This window comes from Streptomyces marinisediminis (genome assembly GCF_026262575.1).
Lineage (GTDB): Bacteria > Actinomycetota > Actinomycetes > Streptomycetales > Streptomycetaceae > Streptomyces > Streptomyces marinisediminis.
Map to the genome: position 1 here is coordinate 204758 of NZ_JAPKFL010000002.1, position 24813 is coordinate 229570.

18 protein-coding genes are annotated in these 24813 nt (G+C 75.4%); 6 read left to right on the forward strand and 12 right to left on the reverse strand.

Translation table 11 applies throughout. The annotated features are described in order from the left end of the window. Nucleotides 1-159: 159 nt before the first annotated feature. From OSB71_RS02565 to OSB71_RS02585, 5 genes are read right to left on the reverse strand one after another with little or no spacing between them, the layout of a single operon-like run. A complete protein-coding gene (locus tag OSB71_RS02565; RefSeq protein WP_265943669.1) occupies nucleotides 160-1191 on the reverse strand; it encodes a LacI family DNA-binding transcriptional regulator in 1032 nt (343 codons plus the stop codon). Beyond that, nucleotides 1188-2801 (reverse strand): glycoside hydrolase family 13 protein, encoded by a 1614-nt coding sequence (locus tag OSB71_RS02570; protein WP_265943670.1) that lies wholly within the window; start codon nucleotides 2799-2801, stop codon nucleotides 1188-1190. The genes OSB71_RS02565 and OSB71_RS02570 overlap by 4 nt, the downstream gene beginning before the upstream one ends. 46 nt (nucleotides 2802-2847) lie before the next feature. After that, a complete protein-coding gene (locus OSB71_RS02575; protein WP_265943672.1) occupies nucleotides 2848-3801 on the reverse strand; it encodes a sugar ABC transporter permease in 954 nt (317 codons plus the stop codon). A gap of 5 nt (nucleotides 3802-3806) precedes the next feature. Next, the gene (locus OSB71_RS02580; RefSeq protein WP_265943674.1) at nucleotides 3807-4820 is read right to left on the reverse strand and encodes a carbohydrate ABC transporter permease; all 1014 of its coding nucleotides are present in this window, start codon (nucleotides 4818-4820) and stop codon (nucleotides 3807-3809) included. 45 nt (nucleotides 4821-4865) lie between these two features. Next, on the reverse strand, nucleotides 4866-6134 hold the full coding sequence (locus OSB71_RS02585) for an extracellular solute-binding protein (protein WP_265943676.1): 1269 nt from the start codon (nucleotides 6132-6134) through the stop codon (nucleotides 4866-4868). 442 nt (nucleotides 6135-6576) lie between these two features. Between OSB71_RS02585 and OSB71_RS02590 the strand changes: the two genes are divergently transcribed. Further along, on the forward strand, nucleotides 6577-7617 hold the full coding sequence (locus OSB71_RS02590; RefSeq protein WP_265943678.1) for a LacI family DNA-binding transcriptional regulator: 1041 nt from the start codon (nucleotides 6577-6579) through the stop codon (nucleotides 7615-7617). Nucleotides 7618-7630: 13 nt separating this feature from the next. On the opposite strand, the gene OSB71_RS02595 is transcribed toward OSB71_RS02590, so the two are convergent. Together OSB71_RS02595 and OSB71_RS02600 are read right to left on the reverse strand one after the other, a co-directional pair. Next, complete coding sequence (locus tag OSB71_RS02595) at nucleotides 7631-8008, reverse strand: STAS domain-containing protein (protein WP_265943680.1); 378 nt, start codon at nucleotides 8006-8008, stop codon at nucleotides 7631-7633. Between the two features lie 8 nt (nucleotides 8009-8016). Continuing rightward, entirely contained in the window at nucleotides 8017-9513 is a 1497-nt protein-coding gene (locus tag OSB71_RS02600; protein WP_265943682.1) for a PP2C family protein-serine/threonine phosphatase, read from the reverse strand. Nucleotides 9514-9679: 166 nt separating this feature from the next. Here OSB71_RS02600 and OSB71_RS02605 point away from each other — a divergent pair, with 166 nt between their 5' ends. Next, nucleotides 9680-10114, forward strand: a complete 435-nt coding sequence (locus tag OSB71_RS02605; protein ID WP_265943684.1) for an STAS domain-containing protein — start codon at nucleotides 9680-9682, stop codon at nucleotides 10112-10114. Beyond that, nucleotides 10107-10505, forward strand: coding sequence for an ATP-binding protein (locus OSB71_RS02610; protein ID WP_265943686.1), 399 nt, complete (start codon nucleotides 10107-10109; stop codon nucleotides 10503-10505). Before OSB71_RS02605 ends, OSB71_RS02610 begins: the two co-directional genes overlap by 8 nt. Nucleotides 10506-10707: 202 nt before the next feature. On the opposite strand, the gene OSB71_RS02615 is transcribed toward OSB71_RS02610, so the two are convergent. After that, nucleotides 10708-11829, reverse strand: a complete 1122-nt coding sequence (locus OSB71_RS02615; protein ID WP_265943688.1) for a cobalamin B12-binding domain-containing protein — start codon at nucleotides 11827-11829, stop codon at nucleotides 10708-10710. Next, nucleotides 11826-13532, reverse strand: coding sequence for a PP2C family protein-serine/threonine phosphatase (locus OSB71_RS02620; RefSeq protein ID WP_265943690.1), 1707 nt, complete (start codon nucleotides 13530-13532; stop codon nucleotides 11826-11828). The genes OSB71_RS02615 and OSB71_RS02620 overlap by 4 nt, the downstream gene beginning before the upstream one ends. A 441-nt stretch (nucleotides 13533-13973) precedes the next feature. On the opposite strand from OSB71_RS02620, the gene OSB71_RS02625 reads away from it, so the two are divergent. Further along, a complete protein-coding gene (locus OSB71_RS02625) occupies nucleotides 13974-14843 on the forward strand; it encodes a phosphatase PAP2 family protein (RefSeq protein ID WP_265943692.1) in 870 nt (289 codons plus the stop codon). Nucleotides 14844-14916: 73 nt separating this feature from the next. On the opposite strand, the gene OSB71_RS02630 is transcribed toward OSB71_RS02625, so the two are convergent. Further along, the gene (locus OSB71_RS02630; RefSeq protein ID WP_265943694.1) at nucleotides 14917-15573 is read right to left on the reverse strand and encodes an STAS domain-containing protein; all 657 of its coding nucleotides are present in this window, start codon (nucleotides 15571-15573) and stop codon (nucleotides 14917-14919) included. Between the two features lie 135 nt (nucleotides 15574-15708). Here OSB71_RS02630 and OSB71_RS02635 point away from each other — a divergent pair, with 135 nt between their 5' ends. Together OSB71_RS02635 and OSB71_RS02640 are read left to right on the forward strand one after the other, a co-directional pair. After that, nucleotides 15709-19971, forward strand: coding sequence for a SpoIIE family protein phosphatase (locus tag OSB71_RS02635; protein WP_265943696.1), 4263 nt, complete (start codon nucleotides 15709-15711; stop codon nucleotides 19969-19971). Beyond that, nucleotides 19968-20273 (forward strand): STAS domain-containing protein, encoded by a 306-nt coding sequence (locus OSB71_RS02640; protein ID WP_265943698.1) that lies wholly within the window; start codon nucleotides 19968-19970, stop codon nucleotides 20271-20273. The genes OSB71_RS02635 and OSB71_RS02640 overlap by 4 nt, the downstream gene beginning before the upstream one ends. A gap of 144 nt (nucleotides 20274-20417) precedes the next feature. On the opposite strand, the gene OSB71_RS02645 is transcribed toward OSB71_RS02640, so the two are convergent. Together OSB71_RS02645 and glnA2 are read right to left on the reverse strand one after the other, a co-directional pair. Then, complete coding sequence (locus OSB71_RS02645) at nucleotides 20418-23438, reverse strand: bifunctional [glutamine synthetase] adenylyltransferase/[glutamine synthetase]-adenylyl-L-tyrosine phosphorylase (protein WP_265943700.1); 3021 nt, start codon at nucleotides 23436-23438, stop codon at nucleotides 20418-20420. Then, a complete protein-coding gene (gene glnA2, locus OSB71_RS02650; RefSeq protein ID WP_265943703.1) occupies nucleotides 23435-24796 on the reverse strand; it encodes a gamma-glutamylpolyamine synthetase GlnA2 in 1362 nt (453 codons plus the stop codon). Before glnA2 ends, OSB71_RS02645 begins: the two co-directional genes overlap by 4 nt. Between the last annotated feature and the right edge of the window lie 17 nt (nucleotides 24797-24813).

The window sequence follows — 24813 nt, forward strand, 5'->3', positions numbered from 1 at the left end:
GCGTGCGGCGGCGCGCCCGCGGGGTGGCCTCCGGCGCCCCGGCCCGCGGCGCGCGCCGCGTCCCCCGCCGGACGCGCCCGCCGCGCGGTGCGCCCGGCCCGGGACCGCGGGCGGCACCGGCGCGGGGGGCGCCGGCGTCCCCCGGCCCGGGCCGGGGTGTCAGCGGTCGGGGGCCAGGGACGTCGAGGCGCGGACCACCAGCTCCGGCTGGAAGACGAACTCCGTGCGCTGGACGGGGTTGCCGCCGACCTCTTCCAGCAGGGACTGCACCGCCGCGTGGGCCATGGCGCGCACCGGCTGCCGGACCGTGGTCAGTGGCGGGTCGGTGAAGGCGATGAGCTCGGAGTCGTCGTAGCCCACCACGGACACCTCCCCCGGCACGTCCAGGCCGCGGGCCCGGGCGGCGCGCACGGCGCCGAGCGCCATCAGGTCGGACCCGCAGACGACGCCGGTGCAGCCCGCGTCCAGCAGCGCGCCGGCCGCCGCGTGGCCGCCCTCGACGGTGAACAGGGTGTGCCGCACGTGCCCGGTGAGACCGGCCTCGGCGACGGCGGCCGTGAACCCGTCGGCCTTGCGCAGCGAGGGCACGAAGCGGTTCGGGCCGACGGCCAGCCCGACCCGCCGGTGGCCCAGGTCGGCGAGGTGGCGCACGGCCATGCGCGCGGCGGCGGCGTCGTCCGGGGAGACGAAGGTGCCGTCGACGCGCGCGTTGTAGCCGTTGATGAGCACGAACGGCACGCCGCGCCCGGCCAGCCGCGCGTAGCGGGCCGGGTCGGCGGCGAGGTCGGCGTGCAGGCCCGACATGAAGATGACGCCGGTGACGCCGCGCTCGACGAGCTGGTCCACCAGCTCGTCCTCGGTGACGCCGCCGGGCATCTGCGTGCCCAGCACCGGGGTGTACCCGTAGCCCGCGAGGGCCTGCTCGATGACCTGGGCGAACGCGGGGAAGATGGGGTTGGTCAGCTCCGGGATGACCAGGCCCACCAGCCCCGCGCTGCGCTGCCGCAGCCGCACCGGGCGCTCGTAGCCGAGCACGTCCAGCGCGGCCAGCACCTTCTGCCGGGTCCCGGCCGCCACCCCCGCCTTGCCGTTCAGCACCCGGCTGACCGTGGCCTCGCTGACCTCGGCCTGCGCCGCGAGGTCGGCGAGCCGGGCGGGCAGGGTCGCCGCGCCCGGCTCGGTGACGCTCACGCGGACCACCACACGGTGGTGTCGGCGGGCAGGTCGCCACCGCCGTAGGGGCCGCTGGTCAGCAGCACCCGGCCCGGCGGCGCCGGGAAGGGGGCGGGGCGCCCGGTGGTGTTGGCGGCGCACACGAACGCGCCGCGCCGGAAGGCGACGACGCCCTCGGGTGCGTCCAGCCACCGCACCGCGTCCCCGGCACCCAGGTCCGGGTGCTCGCGGCGCAGCCGCAGCGCGGTGCGGTACAGCTCCAGCGTGGAGTCGGGGTCGCCGGTCTGCGCCTCGACGCTCAGCTCGCCCCACCCCTCCGGCTGCGGCAGCCAGCTCCCGCCCTCCCCGAAGCCGTGGGAGGTGCCGCCCCGGGTCCACGGGATCGGCACGCGGCAGCCGTCGCGCAGCCCGTCCTGGCCGTCGGACTTCGCGAACGAGGGGTCCTGGCGCACCTCGTCGGGCAGGTCGGTGACTTCCGGCAGGCCCAGTTCCTCGCCCTGGTAGACGTAGGCGGAGCCGGGCAGCGCGAGCATCAGCAGCGTCGCCGCGCGGGCCCGGGGCAGGCCGCCGCCGAGCCGGGTGCGGTGGCGCACGACGTCGTGGTTGGACAGCACCCAGGTGGTCGCGGCGCCCACCGGGCGCAGGGAGCCCAGCGACTCGTCGATCACGGCGCGCAGCGCGACCGCGTCCCAACCGGTGTTCAGGTAGTGGAAGTTGAACGCCTGGTGCAGCTCGTCCGGGCGCAGGTACAGGGCGGTGCGGTCGGCGCTGGGCGTCCACGCCTCGGCGACGCCGATGCGGTCGCCGCCGTACTCGTCCAGGATCAGCCGCCAGGAGCGGTAGATCTCGTGCACGCCGTCCTGGTCGAAGAAGGGCAGCACCTGGTTGCCCAGCAGCTTGAGCTGCTCCCCGTGGCCCATGTCGGGCAGGCCGGGCGCCTTGACCATCCCGTGCGCGACGTCGATGCGGAAGCCGTCCACGCCCAGGTCCAGCCAGAAGCGCAGCACCGAGCGGAACTCGTCGCGCACGGCCGGGTGGTCCCAGTTGAAGTCCGGCTGCTCGGGGGCGAACAGGTGCAGGTACCACTCCCCCGGCGTGCCGTCGGGGTTCTTCGCGCGCGTCCAGGCGGGGCCGCCGAAGATGGACTCCCAGTCGTTGGGCGGCTCCTCGCCCCGCTCCCCCCTGCCGGGGCGGAAGTGGTAGCGCGCGCGCAGCGGCGAGCCCGGCCCCTCCCGCAGCGCGCGCTGGAACCACTCGTGCTGGTCGGAGGAGTGGTTGGGCACGAGGTCGACGATGACGCGCAGGCCCAGGCCGTGGGCGTCCCGGATGAGGGCCTCGGCGTCGCCCAGCTCGCCGAACATCGGGTCGATGGCCCGGTAGTCGGAGACGTCGTAGCCGGCGTCGGCCTGCGGGGAGGCGTAGAAGGGGCTCAGCCAGACGGCGTCCACCCCGAGTTCGGCCAGGTAGGGCAGCCGGCGGCGGATGCCGGGCAGGTCGCCCATGCCGTCCCCGTTGCCGTCGGCGAAGGAGCGCGGGTAGACCTGGTAGATGACGGCGTCGCGCCACCAGCCGGGGCGGTCGCTCGCTGCGGCGGCGCCGGTCGTGGGTGCGGCGAGGTGCTTGGTCATGTCATCCCTGGTGTGTAGTGGCGAGCGGAGGCGGGCGGGCGCCCGCTCAGGACTTGACGGCTCCGGCGGTCATCCCGGAGATCAGGTAGCGCTGCGCGAATCCGAAGACGAGGGCGGCGGGCACCGCGATGAGCACCGCGGCGGCCGTCATGGAGCCCCAGTCCTGGGTGTACTGGTTGACGAACGTCTGCAGGCCCCGGGCGAGGGTGAGCTTGTCCTCACCGGTCATGAACGCCGACGCGTAGGCGACTTCGGCCCAGGCCGTGACGAAGCTGTAGAAACCGGTGACGGCCAGGCCGGGCTTGGCCAGGGGCATGATCAGGCGCCAGAAGGTGCCGAACGGGGTCAGCCCGTCCACCCGCCCGGACTCGTCGATGGAGATGGGGATGGTGTCGAAGAACCCCTTCATCATCCAGGCGCAGAAGGGCACCGCGATGGTGAGGTAGGTGATCACCAGGCCGACGGGCTGGTTCAGCAGCCCCATCCGCGCCATCAGGTTGTACAGCGGCACGATGAGCACCGCCATCGGGAACATCTGCGTGACGAGCAGCGTCCACAGCAGCGGGCGCATGCCGGGGAAGCGGAAGCGGCTGAGGGCGTAGCCGGTGGTGGAGGAGATGAAGACGCCCAGGACCACGGTGAGCACGACCACGAACACCGAGTTGCCGAACCAGGTGACGAACTCGGTCGCCCCCAGGACGTGGGTGTAGTTGTCGAGAGTGAAGTCCTTCACCGGATCCAGTGTGAAGGCCTCGTGCTTGGGCTTGAAGGAGGTCACCAGCAGCCACAGCGGCGGGAGGACGGCGACGGCGGTGGCCAGCGCCAGCCCCAGGTGCAGGCCCACCGAGGCCAGCGGGGCGCGCTCGCCGCGCCGGCGCACCCGGCGCCCGGGCCGGGCGGGCGGCGTCACGGGCACGGCCCTGGCCGGGGTGGCGGGCACCTTCTCCAGCGCCTCGTCCCGGGTCCGGGTGGACGGCTGCTGCACTGCGTGGTCCGGCATCTTCGTCACCACACCTCTCCCTGCTTGCGGAGCGAACGGCGGTAGAGGACCGCGAAGGCGACCAGGAGGAGCAGGATCAGCACGCCCCAGGTGGCCGAGGTCGCGAAGTCGCGCGGACTGCGCACGAAGGCGAGGTTGAACGCCTCGGTGACCAGGATCTCCGACGAGCCGTAGGGGCCGCCGCCGGTGAGCAGGAAGATCACCGGGAACATGTTGAACGTCCAGATGGTGCTGAGCAGGATCACCGTGGCGCTGACGGAGCGGATGCCGGGCACCGTGATGTTGCGGAATCGCTGCCAGGGCCCGGCGCCGTCCATCTCGGCGGCCTCGTACAGCTCGCCCGGGACGGACTGCAGGGCGCCCAGGGTGGCGACGAGCATGAACGGCACGCCGATCCAGATGTTGACGGTGATGACGGCCAGCTTGGCCCAGGTGGGGTGCTCCAGCCAGTCGACGCCCTCGATGCCGCCGCCGGTGAGCACCGCGTTGAACATCCCGTCCCCGGCGAAGAGCAGGCGCCAGGCGAAGACGGAGACGAACGCGGGGATGCCCCAGGGCAGGATCAGCGCGATGCGGTAGAGCGTGCGGCCGCGCACCGCGCGGTTGAGCATGTTGGCCAGGGCCAGGCCGATGAGGAAGGTGAGGCTGACGCAGGCCACGGTCCACACGACCGTCCAGGCCAGCCGCCCCCAGAAGACGTCGCCGGTGAGCACCTCGACGTAGTTGTCCAGCCCGACGAACTCGTAGGTGGGCTCCAGGGTGCGGGCGCCGATGGTGCGGCCGACGTTGCGCTCGTCGGCGTTCGTCAGCGACAGGTAGACGCCGCGGAGCAGCGGGAAGCCGATGATCACACCGAGGACGAGCACCACCGGAGCGATCATGGCCCAGGCGTACCAGTGGGTGCTCAGCACCCGGCGCGCCCGTGCGGGTTTCCTCACGTCGGCCCCGCGCCCGCGGCCGCGGGCGGTGGGTCCACCGCTCGCGGCCGGCTGCGCCGGTCGGCCGGTCTCGACTGCCATGGTCGTTCAGTCAGCCTTTCCTCGTGTCCTGCCCGGCCGGTGCCCTCACTTCCAGTCCGGCAGCAGCTCGCGGTACGCCTCGCCGGTGGACTCGGCGGCCTCCTCGGGCGTGGCCGCGTCCTTGACGACCCGGGCGAGCTGCTCCTTCAGCGGGTCGAAGAAGCCGGCGGCCTCCGGAATCCAGGCGCGCTGCACGGCCTTGTCCACGGCGGGCTTGAAGAACCGCACCATCTGGTTCTCCTGGACCGAGGGCTCCTCGTAGACGGAGGTGCGCGTCGGCAGCAGGCTCAGCTCCTCGGTGGTGCGCTGCTGCACCTCGGCCGAGGACATGTACCGGGCGAACTCCTTGGCCGCGTCCATGTTCTCGGGGGCGGTCCCCGCGTAGACCGAGAGGTTCCAGCCGCCCTGTGGGGCGCCCTGGTCCTCGCTGCCCGCCGGTACCGGGGCGACGCCGAGGTTGTCCGGGTCGTCCTTGAACTCCGCGCCGGCCAGGGTGCCGGCGATGGCCCACGGTCCGTCGACGATCATGGCGGCCTCGCCGTTGTTGAAGGCCTTCTGCTGGTTGGCGTAGCCGTCGTTGATGTCGGTGGTCGCCACGCCGGAGTCCAGCAGGTCCTCGACGGTGGCGAAGGCGGCGGCGCCCGCCGGGTCGTCGACGGTGACCTCGCGCGCCTGGGCGTCCACCAGGTCGCCGCCCTCGCCGTAGAGGTAGGGCAGGAACCAGTAGGCGTCGTCCCCGCGCAGGTAGAAGGGGGTCGCGCCGGTCTTCTCGATGGCGGCGGCCGAGTCCTTCAGCTCCGCGATCGAGGAGGGCGCCTCGACGCCGGCCTCGTCGAGAATCCGCTTGTTGTAGAACAGCGCGAGGGTGTCGATGACCTGCGGGAGCGCGTAGGTCCGGCCGTCGTACTGGGTGCTGCCCCAGGCCTGCGGCACGTGGTCGCCCGCGTCGTCGGCCAGGTCGTCCAGCGGCTCGATGATCTGGAGGCTGGCGAAGTCGGAGACCCAGGCGACCTCGGTCCGCATCACCTCGGGGGCCTCGCCCGCGTTGGCCGCGTCCTTGAACTTGTTCTGGGCGTTGTCGAAGCCGATGTTGACGTACTCGACGTCGACCCCGGGGTGCTTGTTCTCGAAGTCCTCGGCGATCCGCTGGAAGGTGGCCTTCTCCGCGTCGTTCGAGGTGTCCCAGAAGGTGACGGTGCCGGACAGTTCGCCGGACGCGGCGTCGCCGCCCTCCTCACCGCCCCCGCCACCGCAAGCCGTTGCCGCAAGAGCGAGCGCCGCCACCAGGGCGGTGGTGCCTATAGCACGCCGCATGTTCAAGTCCTCCACGGTGATATGCCCGATGTGCGGGGGAGCCCTGACCGCTCCCACTCGGGCCGCGCACTCTCGCGGCGCCGGGCTGACCAGGAACGTAACAGCGCTGGAACCGATCCGAAAGACCTTGCCGCAATTTTCTGCAACCGATCTTGCGCCGTTTTCCGCAAGAGCTTGCATCCTCGCGCGACCGCCGCGCACCCCCGTACCTCCTCCGAGCGAGCGCGCGAACAACCGAGCAGAAGCGGCATAGCGGGCACCCGCGGCCCCGAGCGCCCATCAGCGCGCCCCGCGCACCCCGGCGGACGGGAACGGGCGGGCCCGCGCCGTCTTCCGGGTCCGCGGGCCCGCGGACCCGGAAGACGGCGCGGGGCAGGAGGGGGGCGGGAGGGGAGGCGGCCGAAGTAGGCAGTGCGGCACCGTGGCGGTACAGTCCCATTCCGTGACCGCACGACTAGCTGACATCGCAGCCCAGGCGGGGGTCAGCGAAGCGACGGTCAGCCGGGTGCTCAACGGCAAGCCCGGAGTCGCCGCCGCCACCCGCGAATCCGTCCTGACGGCACTCGACCTGCTCGGGTACGAGCGCCCCGCGCGGCTGCGGCAGCGCAGCGCCGGCCTGGTCGGCCTGATCACGCCGGAGCTGGAGAACCCCATATTCCCCGCGTTCGCCCAGGTGATCGCGCAGGCGCTGACGCGGCAGGGGTACACACCGGTGCTGGCGACGCAGACCCCCGGCGGGTCCACCGAGGACGAGCTGACCGAGATGCTGGTGGAGCGCGGCGTCGTGGGCATCATCTACGTCTCCGGGCTGCACGCCGACACCACCGCCGACATGCGCCGCTACGAGCGACTGCGCGCGCGGGGCGTGCCGTACGTGCTCGTGAACGGCTTCTCGCCCAAGGTGCGGGCGCCCTTCGTCTCGCCCGACGACCGGGCCGCGATGCGGCTGGCGGTGACGCACCTGGCCTCGCTGGGCCACCGGCGGGTGGGGCTGGCGCTGGGTCCGGCGCGGTTCGTGCCGGTGCAGCGCAAGATCGAGGGGTTCCTCCGCTCGCTCGACGAGCGCCTGGGCGTGCGCGGCCCGGAGGCCGAGGCGTGCATACAGCACTCGCTCTACACCCTGGAGGGCGGCCAGGCGGCGGCGTCCACGTTGCTGGAGCGGGGCTGCACCGCCGTGGTGTGCGCCAGCGACATGATGGCGCTGGGCGCGATCCGCGCGGCCCGGCAGCGCGGCCTCGCGGTGCCGGGGGACGTCTCGGTCATCGGCTTCGACGACTCCCCGCTCATCGCCTTCACCGATCCGCCGCTCACCACGATCCGGCAGCCGGTGACGGCCATGGGCCAGGCGGCGGTGCGGGCGCTGCTGGAGGAGATCGGCGGGACCCCGGCCCCGCACAGCGAGTTCGTCTTCCTCCCGGAGCTGGTGGTGCGCGGGTCCACGGCCGCGGCGCCCGTCGGTGCCGTCGGGGGCGGCCCGGGCTGAGGACGCCGGCCGGTCAGCGCCCGGTGGCGGGCCCGGCGCCGGGCGGCGGGTGGGCCGTCAGGGCGGCGGCGGTCGTCGGGTAGGTGGGCAGCAGTTCGCTGATGCCGGTGACGGTGATCATGCGGTGCAGCCGGTCCGGTATGGCGACCAGCGACATGGTCCCGGCCGCCTCGCGAGTGGTGTGCCAGATGCCGATCAGCGCGCTGAGCCCGGTGGAGTCGCAGAAGGTGACGCCGCCCATGTCGATGATCAGGTCCTGGTGCCCCTCCTCCACCAGTTGGTGGGCGCTGCGGCGCAGGTCCGGCGCGGTGTCGATGTCCACCTCGCCGCTGAGGGCGACGACCACGGCGCCCTGGGTGTGGTGCAGGCGGATGGTCAGGTGCTCGTCCATGGCTGTGCTCAGTGCTCCGGGCCGTCGGGGTGGGGCGCAGGGGTGGCGTGCGTGGTCGCGACCACGTCGGCGGCGGTGGTGGTGGGGACGGTGGGGACCGACAGGGCGAGCAGCGCGACGTCGTCCTGCGCGCCGTCGGGGAGGGAGTCGACGAGGGCGGTGGTGTCCTCGATGAGCGCGCTCGCGCGCTGCGCTCCGGTGCGGCGGGCCAGGAAGGCGACCAGCCCCTCCTCACCGAGCATCGCCTGGTCCCGGGTGCGCGCTTCGGTGAGGCCGTCGGTGTAGAGCAGCAGGGCCTGCCCGGGCAGGAGGTCGAAGGTGGTCTCGGCGAAGTGGGCGCTGGGGAAGGCCCCGACGAGCATGCCGCCGCTGAGCGGCACCTCCTCGACGCGGACGGGAGCGGCGTCGCCGGGGGCGGTGGGCAGGAGGCGGTAGGTCGGCGGGTGGCCGCCGGTGGCCACCGAGACGGTGAACCCGCCCCCGGACCGCGGTGCGAGGGTGCCGAAGACGGCGGTGCAGAAGCGGCTGCCGGCCGAGACGTCGGTCAGCAGCGCGGTGTTGAGCGAGGTGAGGACGGTCCGGGGGCGGGGGTCGAAGTGCGCCGCCGCGCGCAGCGTGTGGCGGGTCAGCGAGGTGACGGCGGCGGCCTCGACGCCCTTGCCGCACACGTCGCCCAGGAAGAACGCCCACCTCCCGTCGGCGAGCGGGAAGACGTCGTAGAAGTCGCCGCCCACCCGGTCGGTGGAGGCGGCGTGGTAGTGGCAGGCCAGCTCCAGGCCCGGCACGCCCGGCAGCGCGGGGGGCAGCAGGGTGCGTTGCAGGGCGGAGGCGAAGGAGGCCAGAGCCGCCTTGTCCTCCTCGGCCTGTTCGCGCGCGGCGCGCTCGGTGGCGGCCCGGCGCTCCTGCACGGCCGTCTGCTCCTGCTCGGCGGCGACCCGGTGCCGCGCGCGACGCGTGGTCTGCACGGCGGACAGCCGCAGCCGGAGGGCGTCCATCGCGATCCCCGCCAGGTCGACGAGTGTGGCGGTGTCGGCCTCGGTGGGGTGGCGGGGGCGGGTGTCCATGACGCTGACGGTGCCCAGCCGGTGCCCGTCCTCGGTGACGAGGGGCGCCGCGGCGTAGAACCGGACACCCGGGGGCCCGGTGACCAGCGGGTGGTGGCGCGCGACCGGATCGGCGCGCGCGACCGGGACGACCAGGGGGGCGTCCTGGAGGACGGCGGACGCGCACAGGCCCGGTTCCCGGTCGACGTGCGTGAGGCCCCCGAGGCCGCGGGCGGCCTTGTACCGGACCCGGTCGGCGTCGACGACCGACACGGTGGCCACCGGCGCGTCGAGGAGGCGGGCGGCCAGCGCGGCCAGCCGGTCGAAGACCCCCTCGGGCGGGGCGTCGAGGAGGCCGTACCGGCGCACCGCCGCCATGCGCGCGCCCTCCGCGTCCTCGGGCGGCGGCGCGGGTCTGGGCACCCGGCGCGCGTCGCCCGCCGCCGGAGCCTGCTGGCGCATCGACGTGTCACCTCATCCTTGCAGCGGGCCGATCCCTTGCGGCGGAGCCGAGCGGAGGCATCATGGGCGCCCAGCAGCCTAGACAGTCCTCCGGGCGCGACGCCAACCGCGCGCCCCAAGCGCTCCGGGGAGCGCGCGCGGGCGTACGACGCGGGCGGTGTTTACTGTGGTGGCGACGCTGGAAAGTACGGAACCGGCGGGAAGGATCGGTCGAGGTGGAGTCGAGGTGGAGCGGCCCTGGGACGACGTACCGGGTGTGGGTGTGGATGTGGATGTGAACGTCGATATCCGCGCCGGGCGGGCGCTCATGGTGGTCACGGGTGAGGTGGACCACGACGGTGTCGGTGCCCTCCGCCGCGCCGTGGCCGACGCGGTCGCCGCCGGGTCCACCCGGCTCGTGGTGGACCCCTCCGGTGTGAAGTTCGGTGACTCGTCGCTGATCAACACCTTGATGACCGCGTGGCGTGCCGTGGTGCCCGGTGGCGGGCGGGTGGCGCTGGTGGGCGTCCGTCCGGAGATCGACACGGTACTGGCCACCACGGGCGTGCGGGGCCGCCTGCCGCGGTACGCCACCGTCGGGGAAGCGGTCCGCGATGTCTGACTCCGCCATGGCCCACCCGTTCGACGTACCCCCCTTCCGGTGCCGGGTGCCGCACGAGCGCGGTGCGCTGGCCCGCACCCGGGAGCACGTGCGCCGGGTGCTGGCGGAGTGGCGCTGCCCGCGCGAGCAGACGGGCACGGTGGTGCTCCTGGTCTCGGAGCTGGTGACGAACGTGCACCGGCACGCGGGCGGCCCGGCGGAACTGGAGCTGTGCCTGCGGGACGGGCTCGTGCGGGTCGCCGTCGGGGACGCGAGCGTGCGGGCGCCGGCCGTGCGCGAGCCGGGGCTCCAGGGCGGCTTCGGCATGCACCTGGTGGAGCGGCTCAGCAGCGCGTGGGGAGTCTGCCACCTGCCGGACGGCAAGGAGGTCTGGGCCGCCGTCGCGCCCTGACGGGCCCGGGGCGCGGTCGCGCTCGGTGGACCGCGAGCGGCGGGGCGGACGCGGCGCGGGGCCGGGACGGACACCGCACGGGGCGGACGCGCCGGGTCCGGGCCGCCGGGTCAGGACGGGAGGCGGCGGGCGGGGCGCGGGCCGGGCGGCGGAGCGCGGCGCGGTGCCGTCCACGGGCGGGACGGGCGATCCCGTCGGGGTTTCAGGGGGCGGGGTGGGTGTGCCCGGCGTCGGCCAGGTGGCGGTGGGCGGCGTCCAGGATGCCCAGGCACCGGGGGAAGGCGCGCAGCGGCTCCCGCAGACCGGCCACCGCGAAGTCGAGGCCGGCCGGGGGCACGCCGCGCGCGGCGAGGATGCCGGCGCTGGCGGTGAGGAAGGCGGTGAGGACCCGGGCGTCGTCGACGAAGACGGCCGCCGTCAGGAAGTCCAGCAGGTGGCCCAGGTCCTCCACGGTGGCCTCGCGCTGCCGCTCGTCGTAGTGGCGCATCGCGGGGAGGCGCGCCTCCAGGCCCTCCGTGAGCTGCCGCAGGAGGTCGCCGCGCGACCGGGCGAGCCGGGTGTACTCGTCGTCGGCCAGGTGCGCCAGGGCGGGGTGGCCGCTCAGCGGCGGCGGCCACCGGGCGCTCAGCAGGTCGGCGGCCTCGGCGGCGCCGGTGGCGTACAGGTCGGCGCCCACCGTGCGGGCCCACACGCCGGACGGGCCGAAGCCCGCGCCCCCGGCCAGCACGGGCACGCCGGTCAGCCGGGCGGCCTGGACCGTGCGGTGTGCGGCCGGCAGCCGCACCGGCAGCATGCAGGACAGCGCCACCAGGTCGGGGCCGTGCTGGTGCAGGTAGGACACCAGGTGGGCGGCCGGGACGTGGGCGCCCAGGAACCGGACGGCGAAGCCGCGCAGCCGCAGCACTTCGGCCAGGATGCGGGCGGGCAGCGCGTGCCACTCCCCGTCCGCGCAGGTCACCACGACGCTGCCCACCGCGCCCGTAGCGGGCCGGGCGCGGGTCCGGGCGGCCAGGGCGGCGACGACCTGCTCGCTGACATAGGTGGCCGCGTGCTCCTGGGCCACGCTCCACTCGTTGGCCGCCCACCGCTCGCCCACGCTGAACTGGGCCGGGGCCACCAGCTCCAGCAGCACGCGTTCCGCGCCGCTGCCCCGGTCCAGCAGCTCCAGGGCGAGCGCGCGGGCGCCGTCCTCGTCGGCGTCGGCCAGGCAGGCGTCGAAGGCCGCGCGCACCGCGTCGGTGACCACGGGTCCGCCGGCGTCCACCGGGGCGGCCGCCACCACGGCGGCGTCCGGAGCGCCGTCCGGCGCCGGGGTGGCCGTCACGGGCGGGCCCCCCGCGCGGGCGGGGCCTGGAGGGCCAGGACGGCGATGTCGTCGTGCGGCCGGTCCCCCAGCCACTCGGTGGTGAGCAGCTCGACCCGCTCGGCCACCGCACCGGCCGGGAGCCCGCGGCAGGATTCGGCCAGGTGCCGCGTCAGCCGCTCCTGCCCGAACATCCGGTCGCCCTCCGGGCCGCCGCGCGCCTCGGTGACGCCGTCGCTGTAGAGCACCAGCACCTCGCCCGGCGCCAGGCGGACGCGCACCTGGTCGAACACCGGGTCGGGCAGGATGCCGACCAGGGTGCCGCCCACCTCCACGGCCTCCACGGTGCCGTCGGCCCGCAGCACCAGCGGCGGCAGGTGCCCGCCGCCGGCCGCGGTGACCTCGACGCCGCCGTCCGCGGCCGGGCGCGCCGAGCCGGTCACGAGCGTGGTGAAGCGCTCGTTCCCGCTGTCCAGCAGCGACTGGTTGAGCAGGTGCAGGCTGCGCACGGGGCGGGTCTCCACGAGCGCGAGCGCCGCCAGGCTCTGCCGGACCCGGCCGGTGAGCACGGCCGCCTCGACGCCCTTGCCGCACACGTCGCCGAAGAAGAAGTCCACTCCCCCGGCGGCGCTGGGCGTCACGTGGTAGAAGTCGCCGCCGATGTACAGGGCCACCTGGGCGGGACGGTAGGCGGCGCCCAGGCGCAGGCGCGGGACGCGGGGCAGCGGCTCGGGCTCCAGTCCGGCCTGGAGCACCGACGCGGTGTGGGACTGCGCGGTGTAGAACGCCGCCGCCGCGAGCGCGATCCCGGCCCGCGCGGCGAACCGGCCCGCGAGCTGGTGGTCGGTCTCGGAGAACGCCTCCCGGCCGGGGCCGCGCACGAGCAGCAGCGCGCCGGCGGGCACGCCGTTGCCGGGCAGGGGTACCACCAGGCCCTGGCCGCCGTCGGCCAGGGCACCGGGCACCGCGTCGCCGAGCGGGGCCAGCTCCGCAGCCGTGCACTCCACCGGCTGGGGGTCCAGGCCGGACAGGGCGTCCGCCAGCCGCGGCGCCCGCCGCAGGGCGGGACCGCCCAGGCTGCCGCCGGTCTCCGCGCCGTCGTAGCGGTGCCAGGCGGTGCGGCGACCGTGCAGGGGCAGGACGACCGTGGCGGCGTCGGCCAGCACCGGCACCGCCAGGCGCACCACCGTGCGGGCGGTGCGGCCGTGGTGCAAGGTGGCCCCCAGCCGCTTGCCCGCGTCCGTGAGGAAGGCCGCGCGGGAGCGCTCCGCCCGCAGGGCGTCCTCGCGCTCGCGCACGGCGCTGTCGTCGCGGACCAGCCACACCCGCTGCCCACGCCAGCGGCGGACGTGCCCCGCCAGCCGCCGCCCGCCGAAGTCGGCGTCGAAGCGCTCCCGGCCGGAGGCGGCCGCGCGGGCCAGGGGTCCGGCCACCGGTTCGCTGAGCACCTCGCCGACGCACAGGCGCGGGAAGAGCTCCGCGGCGCTGCGGTTGCGCCGCACCACGACGCGGGCTGCGTCGCACACCACGACGGCCTGGTCCACCAGGTCCAGCAGTTCCGGTTCCGGCGCGCCGCCCCCGGCGGGCGGGGGCGGGGTGCCGTGGTCCGGGCAGCGGCGGGAGTCCGGCGCCGCGGCGCCGGACGGACGGCCCGGCTCGCCGCTGGGGGCGGGCTCGGGCGGAGGGGAGAGTCCGGCGGCGGGCACGGGGGGACCCTCAGGCATCGGCAGCGGTCCGCACGGTGGGCCCGTTTGGGCGGGTGCGGGGCGGGAGCGGAGGAGACAGGGCGCCGGTCATCAGGTCCGTCCTTCCGCGCTCGGCGACGTGCGGTCCAGCTCTGCACCACGCTACGCCCGGTGGTCCGGTTGCCGCGAACACACACGGCGACCCCGGTACGGCCGACGGCTGCCGTGGGAGGCGCCACCGCGGGGGCGGCCCTGGGACCCGCCCGCGTCCGCCGGGAGTCCGCGGCGGGGTCCGTGCGGCGCCCGCGGCGGGACCCGTGCGGCGCCCGCGGCGGGACCCGTGCGGCGTCCGCCGCGGGCCTGCGCGGTGTTCCCGGGGAACCCGCACGGCACCCCTACCCCCTGGGGAGGACCGGGTGCGGCCCGAACCCCCCGGGAGGATGATCGGGGCCGCGCGGCGGTCTGGCAGACTGACCCGACATGGGGGTACCGACAACGCGACGCGAGGGTGACGACCGAGTGGCCACGGCGACGCCGCCGGAGGCGGACGCGGCAGACACACCGCAGGACGGGCGAGCCGTACGCCGCGCCCCCGGGCGACCGGTGATCTGGTTCGAACTCGCCCTCATCGCCGTCAGCTACCTGGTGTACTCCCTGATCCGCAACGCGGTGCCCGAGCACCAGGCCATCGCCATGCGCAACGCCCACTGGATCTGGGACGTCGAGCGCGCCCTGGGGCTCGGGTTCGAGCACGCGGTGAACCACGCCGTCAACAGCGTGACGTGGCTCATCGTGACGATGAACTACTACTACGCCACGCTCCACTTCGTCGTGACGATCGGCGTGCTCGTGTGGCTCTACCGCTGGCAGCCCGGCCGTTACGCCGCCGCCCGGACGGCCCTGTTCGTCACCACGGGCGTCGCGCTGCTGGGCTACTACTTCTTCCCGCTGGCCCCGCCGCGCCTGATGACGGGCGGCGGCTTCGTCGACACCGTGCTCGTCCACGACACCTGGGGTTCGATGGCCTCGGGCAACATGGCCAACGTCTCCAACCAGTACGCCGCGATGCCGTCCATGCACATCGGGTGGTCCACCTGGTGCGGGGTGCTGCTGGTGCTGCTGGCGCGTCCGCTGTGGGTCAGGGCGCTCGGGGCGCTCTACCCGGTGCTGACGCTCGTGGTCATCGTCGCCACCGCCAACCACTTCTGGCTGGACGCGGTCGGCGGCGTGCTGTGCCTGGCCGTCGGGTTCGCGCTCGCCTGGTGGTGGTACGGAGCCCAGCTCCCGGCCCTGCCCCGCACGATCCCCTCCCCCCGCGAGGAACCGGCCCTGGCCAGGCACCCGGTGTGACGACGGCGGCACCGCCCGGCGCCGGCCCGCCCGGCGCCCCGGCGGGCCCCGTGGCCGGGGGCGGCCCCCGTGGTCAGGCCAGTGCCTGGTCGAGACTCGGGTGCAGGGAGAAGACCTGGTCCAGTCCGACGATCTGGAACACGCGGAGCAGGTCCGAGCTGAGGCCGACGAAGTGCAGCGAGCTGCCGGCGGCCTGCGCGCGCTGGTGGGCGGTGACGAGGACCGTGATGCCGGTGGAGTCGCAGTAGGTGAGGCCGGTGAGGTCGAAGACGGTGCGGGCCCCGGGGTGGAAGGCCAGCTCCTCCACGGTGTCGCGGAGCCGGGGTGCGGTGTCCAGGTCGAGTTCGCCGGTCACCGTCACCACCCGGGCTCCGGCGGGATGGGGCTGGGTCGCGACGGTCAGGGAGCGCTCGGACACCGGGTCTCCTGTTCGGGTGGGGGCGTCATGGTGGGCTGGGGCGGCCGGGGGGCGCGCGGCGGTCTCGTCGCCCACGCCGCCGACCGGGTCGGCCGGGAACTTCCGCACGGCGGTCGGCGGGCCGACGGCCTCGTCCCGGGGCGTTCCGGCCGGGGCCGCCGCCGTCCCCTCCGCGCGGTGGGGGGCGCCGTCGGGGGCCGGGGCTGCGGTGGGTCGGCCGGTCGCGGCGACGCGCCGCTCCTCGTCCGTTCCGGTCGGCCCGGGGGCCGAATCCGCGGGTCGGGCGGCGGCGGTGGCGTCCGTCCCCCTCATCCCCCGCCCCTCTCCGGTCGGTCGTGCGGTGCTCGCCCGGCCGGGCGACTGACCTATCCTACGTACCGCGTCACCGGACTGGCGTCCGTGGCACGGGCAGGCGGGGCGGAGCAGGCGGAACGGCAGGGGTGCGCAGTGACACGATCCGATGACGCCACGGACGGACCGACGGCCTCCCCGGTGCCGGGTGTCTTCACCGCGGGCGGCGAGGTCGGGCTGGACCTGGCCCGGGTGGACTGGACCGCGACACCGCTCGGGCCCCCCGAGAACTGGCCGCAGAGCCTGCGGACGGCGGTGAGCATCCTGCTCTCGTCCCGCTTCCCGATGTGGATGGCGTGGGGACCGGAGCTGACGTTCTTCTGCAACGCCTCCTACCGGCGGGACACCCTGGGCCGCAAGTACCCCTGGGCACTGGGCCGTCCGGCGAGCGAGGTGTGGGCGGAGATCTGGGACGACATCGGCCCGCGCATCCGCACCGTGCTCACCACGGGCCGGGCGACCTGGGACGAGGCGCTGCTGCTGTTCCTGGAGCGCTCCGGCTACCCGGAGGAGACCTACCACACGTTCTCCTACAGCCCCCTGCGGGACGACGCCGGCTCGGTGGTCGGCATGCTGTGCGTGGTCAGCGAGGACACCGTGCGGGTCATCGGCGAGCGGCGCATGGCCACGCTGCGGGACCTGGGTTCCGACCCCAGCGTGGTGCGCACCGAGCAGGAGATGCTGGCCTTCGCCAGTCGGCAGCTCGGCCGCAACCCCCGGGACCTGCCGTTCACCGCGACCTACCTGTTCGAGCCCGACGGCTCCGCCCGGCTGACGGGCGCCAGCGGGCTCCCCGACGGCCACCCGGCCGCGCCACCGGTCCTGCCCGCCCCCACGGCGGCCGCCGACCCCGCCGGGGCCCACGCCGACGCCCACGCCCACGCCGACGAAGGGAGCGCGGCAGCCGCCGGGCCGCCGCGGGCCGCGGGCGCGGTGTGGCCCACGGCGACGCTCGCCCGGGGCGAGTCGGCGCTGGTGGCGCTCGACGGCGCCCCGTTCACCGCCCTGCCCACCGGGGACTGGCCGGAGCCGCCCACCCGGGCGCTGGTGGTGCCGCTGCTCCAGCAGGGCAGCCCGCCCTACGGCTTCCTGGTGGCCGCGCTGAACCGGTACCGGCCGCTGGACGACGGCTACCGCGGGTTCGTCGAGCTGGCCGCCGGACACGTCGCGACCGGGGTGGCCAGCGCCCGAAGCTACCGGGAGCAGCAGCGGCGGGCGGAGGAACTGGCCGAGCTGGACCGCGCCAAGACGGCGTTCTTCTCCAACATCAGCCACGAGTTCCGCACCCCGCTCACCCTGATCATGGGCCCGCTGGAGGAGCTGCGCAGCCGGTTCGGCACGGCCGACGAGCGCGTGCGCGAGGAGCTGGAGGTCATCCACCGCAACGGGCTGCGCCTGGGCAAACTCGTCACCACCCTGCTGGACTTCTCCCGCATCGAGGCGGGCCGGATGCGGGCGAGCTACGGCCCGGCCGAGCTGTCGGCCGTCACCGCCGACCTGGCCAGCGTCTTCCGCTCCGCCGTCGAGCGGGCGGGCCTGGCCTTCGAGGTGGACTGCCCGCCGCTGGGCCGCCCGGTGTACCTGGACCGGAGCCTGTGGGAGAAGGTCGTGCTCAACCTGCTGAGCAACGCGCTGAAGTTCACCTTCGAGGGAACCGTGCGGGTCGCGGTGCGCGAGCGGGACGGGCAGGCGGTCGTCACCGTCCGCGACACCGGCGTCGGGGTGCCCGCGGACGAGATGCCGCGCCTGTTCGAGCGGTTCCACCGGATCGAGAACGCCCGGTCGCGCTCGAACGAGGGCAGCGGCATCGGGCTGGCCCTGGTGCGGGAGCTGGTCGGCCTGCACGGCGGCACCATCACCGCCGACAGCGCCGAGGGCGAGGGCACCTGCTTCACCATCCGGCTGCCCTTCGGCTCCGCCCACCTGCCGCCCGACGCCGTGGTGGAGGCGTCCGCGCCGGCCACCGCCTCCGCCGACCCCTACGTGCACGAGGCGCTGCGCTGGCTGCCGGGCGATCCGGCCGACCGGGCCGCCGACGGGGCCCCGGGCCCGGGCCACCCGGGCCACCCGGGTCAGGCGCCGGGCGCCCCGGCGGCGCACGTGCTGGTCGCCGACGACAACGCCGACATGCGCGAGTACCTCACCCGCCTGCTCACCGGCGCCGGGTACGGCGTCGCCGCGGTCGCCGACGGCGTGGAGGCGCTGGCCGCCGTCCGCGCCCACGCCCCCGACCTGGTGGTCAGCGACGTGATGATGCCGCGCCTGGACGGCCTGTCGCTCGTCGCCGAGCTGCGCGCGGACTCGCGCACCGCGGCCGTGCCGGTGCTGCTGCTGTCCGCCCGGGCCGGGCAGGAGGCCTCCATCGAGGGGCTGCGGGCCGGGGCCGACGACTACCTCGTCAAGCCCTTCACCGCGGCGGAGCTGCTCGCCCGGGTGCGGGCCAGCGTGGAGCTGGCGCACCTGCGCAACCACCACGCCCGCTGGCGCACGGCGCTCGTGGACTCGCTCCAGGAGGCGTTCTTCGTCTGCGACGAGGAGGGCGCCGTCATCGAGATCAACGCCACCTTCGCCGACATCCTCGGCTACGGTCCCGAGGGGCTGCCGTACCCCCCGCGCCACCCCTGGTGGCCGGACCCGGTCGGCGACCCGGAGGCCCACCGCCAGGTCGAGGTGGCCTTCGCCGAGCTGCTGGCGCAGCCCCGCGGCAGCTACACCATTCCCGTCTCCCACCGCGACGGGCACCGGCTGTGGGTCAGCGCCACCTACAACCAGGTGCGCGACCCCGACTCCGGCCGCGAGGTGGTCGTCGGCACCTTCCGCGACGTCACCGCCGAGCACCACGCGATCCAGCGCGACACCGCGGTGGCGGCGCTGACCGTGCGGCTGTCCCGGGCCGCGAGCCTGCCCGAGACGGTCGCGGGGGCGCTGCGGGAGCTCAGGGAGCAGTGGCGCGCCCAGCGGGTGCTGGCCGTCCTCTTCGACGGCGCCGGGGACCCCGGGCTGACCGCCACCGAGCCCGGCCTGGCGTGGGCGGACCTGCCCGCCCCGCACCGTGCGGCGGTGACCGCGCTGCGGGAGAGGCCGCCGCTGTCCCCGGTCGCCGACGCCGGGGGCGCGGGCGTCACGCTGGACCACCCGCACGGGCGGCTGGTCCTCTGGCTCGACCTGGGGCACCGGCGCCCCTTCACCGACCAGGACCAGACGCTGCTGTCCCTGCTCGCCGGCCATCTCGCGCAGGGCCTGGTCCGCGCGCACCAGATCGACCAGCACCGCGAGGCCGCCGTCACCCTGCAACGCGCCATCCTGGGCCCCGCCCGGCTGCCCGCGGGCTTCGCCGTCCGCTACGAGCCCGCCGCGCGCCCGCTGGAGGTGGGCGGCGACTGGTACGACACCGTGACGCTGGCGGACGGGCGCATCGGCATCGTCGTCGGCGACTGCGTGGGCCGCGGGCTGGAAGCGGCCACCGTCATGGGCCAGTTGCGCAGTGCCTGCCGGGCGCTGCTGCTCCAGGACCCCGAGCCGGCGCGCACGCTGATGGCGCTGGACCACTTCGCCGCCACCACACCGGGCGCGGCGTGCACCACCGTCTTCTGCGGCGTACTGGACCCGGACAGCGGCCGCCTCACCTACTCCAGTGCCGGGCACCCGCCCGGCATCCTGGCCGGTGCCGACGGCTCCACCGAGCTGCTGCGGGGCGGCCGGTTCGTGCCCCTGGCCGTCCGGCCCGGGGCGCCGCGCCCGCAGGCGGAGTGCACCCTCCCGCCCCGGGCCACGCTGCTGCTCTACACCGACGGCCTGGTCGAGCGCCGCCGCCGCTCGCTGACCGTGGGCATCGACGAGGCCGGCCGGGCGCTCCAGGAGGGCCGGGACACCGCGATCGAGCACCTGGCGACGCACGTCATGTCCCGGCTGGCCCCCTCCGGCGGCTTCGACGACGACGTCGCCCTGCTGCTCTACCGGCACCCGGCCCCGCTGGAGGTGTCCTTCCCGGCGCGCTCCGCGCAGCTCGCCCCGGTCCGCACGGCGCTGCGCGGCTGGCTCGACCGGTGCGGCCTGCCCCGGCAGACGGTGCAGAACGTGCTGGTCGCCGCGGGCGAGGCGTGCGCCAACGCCGTCGAGCACGGCCACCGCCACGCGCCCGGCCAGACCGTGCGGCTGCGCGCCGAGGCCCACGTCGACGAGCTGTCGGTGACCGTCACCGACAGCGGCCGCTGGAAGCCCCCGCGGCCCCCGCAGCCCGACGGAACCGCCCACCGGGGCCGCGGCCTGCGCCTCATGCGGGCGCTGATGCAACAGGTCACCGTGACCCCCGGGCCGACCGGTACCACCGTCGACATGCACACGAGGATCAGCCGATGACCACTCCGCTCGCCCTCACCCCCGGTCGCCGCCCGGACGGCGCCGCGACGCTCACCGCCGTGGGCGAGATCGACATGAGCAACGCGGACACCCTCGCCGACGCGCTGGACGCCGCGCCGGGCCTGGTCGTCGTCGACCTCACCGGCGTCGACTACCTCGACAGCGCGGGGCTCAGCGTGTTCTTCGCCCGGGCCGAGCGGATCGAGCTGCTCGCGACGCCGCTGCTGGCCCCGGTGCTGACCATCTCCGGGCTGGCCGACGTGGCCACGGTGCACGAGACGGAGCCGCCGCCCGCGTCGTAGCCGCGAGGCCGCCGGGGGGCCGGGCCCGGCCCGGCGTCGCGCACCGGGCGGGCGCACGTCACGCGGGCGGCGCGGGCGGCTCGCTCGTCGCAGGCGTGCGCCCACCCGCCGCAGACGTGCGCTCACCGGCCGGACCCCTGCGGCTCACTCGTAGAACAGGCGCTCCACGACGGCGCGGGCCCGGCGGGTCGTGCGGCGGTAGTCCTCCAGCAGCTCCCCGGCGTGCCCGGGCTCGTACCCCAGGTACCGCGCCACCGCGGCCAGTTCGCGCGGCTCGGAGGGGAAGGTGTCCCCGGGCCGGCCGCGCACCAGCATCACCGCGTTGCGCACGCGCGTGGCCAGCAGCCACGCGTCGTCCAGCACCTCGGCGTCGGCGGCGGCGACCAGCCCCGCTTCGCGGGCGGCCGCCAGCGCGGCCCGGGTGCGCGGCGTGCGCAGCTCCGGCACCTCGTGCCCGTGCCGGAGCTGCACGAGCTGCACCGTCCACTCCACGTCGGACAGGCCGCCGCGGCCCAGCTTCGCGTGCAGCGTCGGGTCGGCGCCGCGCGGCAGCCGCTCGGACTCCATGCGCGCCTTCAGCCGCCGGATCTCCCGCACCGCGTCGGGGCCGGGCCCGCCCGCCGGGTAGCGCAGCGGGTCGATCAGCTCGATGAACCGGCGGCCCAGCTCCGCGTCCCCGGCGACGGGCTCCGCGCGCAGCAGCGCCTGGCTCTCCCAGGTGAGCGACCAGCGCCGGTAGTACGCCGCGTAGGAGGCGAGGCTGCGCACCAGCGGGCCCGACCTGCCCTCCGGGCGCAGGTCGGTGTCGATGACCAGCGGCGGGTCGGCCGTCGGGAGCTGGAGCAGGCGCCGCATCTCGCCCGCGACGGCGAGCGCCGCCTCGGACGCCTCCCGTTCGTCCACGCCCTCGCGCGGCTCGTGGACGAACAGCACGTCCGCGTCGGAGCCGTAGCCCTGCTCCAGCCCGCCGAAGCGGCCCATGCCGATGACGGCGAACCGGGTGGGCAGGGTCGGGCCCCAGCGCTCGCGGGTCGCCGCGCGCAGGGCGCCGGCCAGGGTGGCGGCGTTGAGGTCGGAGATCGCCCGGCCCACGCGGTCCACCGCGGGCCCGGGGTCGTCCGCGACGGGCGACTCCTCGGTGCCGTAGGCGGCGATGATGTCGGCGGCGGCGGTGCGGAACAGCTCGCGGCGGCGCACCCCGCGGGCGGCGACGACGGCCTGCTCGGCGTCGTCGGCCCGGCCCACGGCGGCCAGCACCTCCTGGGTGAGCGCCGCCCGGCTGCGCGGCGCGAGGTGCTCGGCGTTGCCCAGCAGCGCGACGGCCTCGGGGGCGCGCATCAGCAGGTCCGGCGCGAGCCGCCCGGCCGACAGGACGCGGGCGAGGTTCTCCGCCGCCGCGCCCTCGTCGCGCAGGAGCCGCAGGTACCAGGGGGTCTTGCCGAGCGCGTCGGAGACCTGGCGGAAGCCGAGCAGCCCGGCGTCGGGGTCGGCGGAGTCGGCGAACCAGCCGAGCAGCACCGGCAGCAGGGTGCGCTGGATGGCGGACTTGCGGCTGACGCCGGAGGACAGCGCCTCCAGGTGGCGCAGCGCACCGGCCGGGTCTGCGTAGCCGAGGGCCTCCAGGCGCTGCCGGGCCGCGGTGGCCGACAGCCGCGTCTCCCCCGGCGCGAGCTGCGCGACGGCGTCCAGCAGCGGGCGGTAGAACAGCTTCTCGTGCAGGCGCCGCACGGCCGCGGCGTGCCGCTTCCACGCCCGGTTCAGCGCGCTGACCGGCTCGGTCCGCAGACCCAGCGCCCGGCCCAGCCGCCGCAGGGCCTCCTCGTCCTCGGGCATGAGGTGCGTGCGGCGCAGGCGGTGGAGCTGGATGCGGTGTTCGACGGTGCGCAGGAAGCGGTAGGCGGCGTCGAGGTCGCCGGCGTCCTGGCGGCCCACGTAGCCGCCCGCGGCGAGCGCGCCGAGCGCCTCCAGCGTGGTGGCGCTGCGCAGGGACTCGTCGGTGCGGCCGTGTACGAGCTGGAGGAGCTGCACGGCGAACTCCACGTCCCGCAGCCCGCCGGGGCCGAGCTTCAGCTCGCGCTCGACGTGCGCGGCGGGGATGCCCGCGATGACGCGGCGGCGCATCTGCTGCACGTCGGTGACGAAGTTCTCCCGCTCGGCCGCGTGCCACACCAGCGGCGCGACGGCGGCGCAGTACGCGGCGCCCAGTTCGGCGTCGCCCGCGACGGGCCGGGCCTTCAGCAGCGCCTGGAACTCCCAGGTCTTGGCCCACCGCTGGTAGTAGGCCAGGTGGCTGGCGAGGGTGCGCACCAGCGGGCCGTTGCGGCCCTCGGGGCGCAGGTTGGCGTCGACGGGCCAGATGGTGCCCTCGGCGGTGGTGTCGGAGCACACCCGCATCAGGTGCGCGGCGAGCCGGGTCGCGGCCTGCAGCGCCGCCGTCTCCTCGTGGCCCTCGGCGGGCTCGGCGACGAAGACGACGTCCACGTCCGAGACGTAGTTCAGCTCCCGGCCGCCGCACTTGCCCATGCCGATGACCGCCAGCCGGCAGGCCGCGGCGTCCTCGGGGGCGGCGGCGGAGGCGATGGCCAGGGCGGCGCGCACGGTGGCGGTGGCCAGGTCGGCGAGTTCCGCGGCGGCCTGGGCGACGTCGGTGGTGTCGCACACGTCGCGGGCGGCGATCGCCAGCAGCGCCCGGCGGTAGGCGACGCGCAGCGCGTCGGGGGTGTCGGCCCCGGCGAGCGCGGACTCGAACTCGGCGACGCCCGGGTGCAGGTCGGCGGCCGCCTCGTAGGTGAGCAGCGAGCGCCAGTCCCCGGGGTGCCCGACGAGGTGGTCGCCGAGCGCCTCGGACGCGCCGAGCACGCCCAGCAGCCGGTCCCGCAGCGGCTTGGCCGACAGCACGGCGTCCAGCAGCACCTGCGCCCCGCCCTCGGGCTGGGCTTCCAGCAGGCGCAGCAGGCCGCGCAGCGCCTGGTCGGGGTCGGCGGTGGCGCCGAGCGCGTCCAGCAGCAGCGGGTGGTCGCGCTGGGCGGCCAGCTCCGGCGCGGCCAGCAGCCGGGCGGCGGCGGCCGGGTCGGTGAAGCCGTACCGCAGGAGCTGCCCGGAGGCGCTGCGGCGGCGGCCGCCACCGGTGGGCGGGCCGGGGGCGTCGGCGGGTCCGGCCGTCACAGGACGGGCAGGGACTTGCGGAGTTCGAAGGCGGTGACCTCCGAGCGGTACTCCTCCCACTCCTGCTTCTTGTTGCGCAGGAAGAAGTCGAAGACGTGCTCGCCGAGGGTCTCGGCGACCAGCTCGCTGCGCTCCATCAGGTCGATGGCCTCGCCCAGATTCTGCGGCAGCGGCTTGATGCCCAGCGCGCGGCGCTCGGCGTCCGAGAGCGCCCACACGTCGTCCTCGGCGCCCGCGGGCAGCTCGTAGCCCTCCTCGACGCCCTTCAGCCCGGCGGCCAGCAGCACGGCGTAGGCGAGGTAGGGGTTGGCGCCGGAGTCCAGGGAGCGCACCTCGACGCGCGTCGAGCCGGTCTTGCCCGGCTTGTACATGGGGACGCGGATGAGCGCCGAGCGGTTGTTGTGGCCCCAGCAGATGTAGGACGGCGCCTCCCCGCCGGCGCCCGCGGTGCGCTGCGTGCCGCCCCAGATGCGCTTGTAGGAGTTGACCCACTGGTTGGTGACCGCGGAGATCTCCCCGGCGTGCCGCAGCAGCCCGGCGATGAAGGAGCGGCCGACCTTGGAGAGCTGGTACTCGGCGCCCGACTCGTGGAAGGCGTTGCGGTCGCCCTCGAACAGCGACAGGTGGGTGTGCATGCCGGAGCCGGGGTGCTCCGAGAACGGCTTGGGCATGAACGTCGCCTGCACGCCCTGCTCCAGCGCCACCTGCTTCATCACCAGGCGGAACGTCATGATGTTGTCGGCCGTGGCGAGCGCGTCGGCGTAGCGCAGGTCGATCTCCTGCTGGCCCGGCGCGCCCTCGTGGTGGGAGAACTCCACCGAGATGCCCATCGACTCCAGCATGGTGATGGCCTGGCGGCGGAAGTCCATGCCGACGTTCTGCGGGGTGTGGTCGAAGTAGCCGGAGGAGTCGGCCGGGGTGGGCCGGGAGCCGTCCACGGGCTTGTTCTTGAGCAGGAAGAACTCGATCTCGGGGTGGGTGTAGAAGGTGAACCCGAGGTCGGAGGTGCGCGAGAGGATGCGCTTGAGGACGTAGCGCGGGTCGGCGTAGGAGGGGGAGCCGTCCGGCATGAGGATGTCGCAGAACATGCGCGCCGTGCCGGGCGCCTCGGCGCGCCAGGGCAGGATCTGGAAGGTGCTGGGCGCGGGCTTGGCGATCATGTCGGACTCGTAGACGCGGGCGAAGCCCTCGATCGCCGAGCCGTCGAACCCGATGCCCTCGTCGAACGCCTGCTCCAGCTCGGCGGGCGCGACGGCGACGGACTTCAGGAACCCCAGCACGTCGGTGAACCACAACCGCACGAACCGGATGTCCCGCTCCTCTAGCGTCCGGAGCACGAACTCCTGCTGCTTGTCCATAACCACCCATCCTCGCG

What these genes read in the sequence shown, in the direction of transcription:
- OSB71_RS02570 (WP_265943670.1), bottom strand. Translation starts at nt 2,801, where the DNA reads ATGACCAAGCACCTCGCCGCACCCACGACCGGCGCCGCCGCAGCGAGC.
- OSB71_RS02575 (WP_265943672.1), bottom strand. Translation starts at nt 3,801, where the DNA reads ATGCCGGACCACGCAGTGCAGCAGCCGTCCACCCGGACCCGGGACGAG.
- OSB71_RS02580 (WP_265943674.1), bottom strand. Translation starts at nt 4,820, where the DNA reads ATGGCAGTCGAGACCGGCCGACCGGCGCAGCCGGCCGCGAGCGGTGGA.
- OSB71_RS02585 (WP_265943676.1), bottom strand. Translation starts at nt 6,134, where the DNA reads ATGCGGCGTGCTATAGGCACCACCGCCCTGGTGGCGGCGCTCGCTCTT.
- OSB71_RS02595 (WP_265943680.1), bottom strand. Translation starts at nt 8,008, where the DNA reads ATGGACGAGCACCTGACCATCCGCCTGCACCACACCCAGGGCGCCGTG.
- OSB71_RS02600 (WP_265943682.1), bottom strand. Translation starts at nt 9,513, where the DNA reads ATGCGCCAGCAGGCTCCGGCGGCGGGCGACGCGCGCCGGGTGCCCAGA.
- OSB71_RS02610 (WP_265943686.1), top strand. Translation starts at nt 10,107, where the DNA reads ATGTCTGACTCCGCCATGGCCCACCCGTTCGACGTACCCCCCTTCCGG.
- OSB71_RS02620 (WP_265943690.1), bottom strand. Translation starts at nt 13,532, where the DNA reads ATGCCTGAGGGTCCCCCCGTGCCCGCCGCCGGACTCTCCCCTCCGCCC.
- OSB71_RS02625 (WP_265943692.1), top strand. Translation starts at nt 13,974, where the DNA reads ATGGGGGTACCGACAACGCGACGCGAGGGTGACGACCGAGTGGCCACG.
- OSB71_RS02630 (WP_265943694.1), bottom strand. Translation starts at nt 15,573, where the DNA reads ATGAGGGGGACGGACGCCACCGCCGCCGCCCGACCCGCGGATTCGGCC.
- OSB71_RS02640 (WP_265943698.1), top strand. Translation starts at nt 19,968, where the DNA reads ATGACCACTCCGCTCGCCCTCACCCCCGGTCGCCGCCCGGACGGCGCC.
- glnA2 (WP_265943703.1), bottom strand. Translation starts at nt 24,796, where the DNA reads ATGGACAAGCAGCAGGAGTTCGTGCTCCGGACGCTAGAGGAGCGGGAC.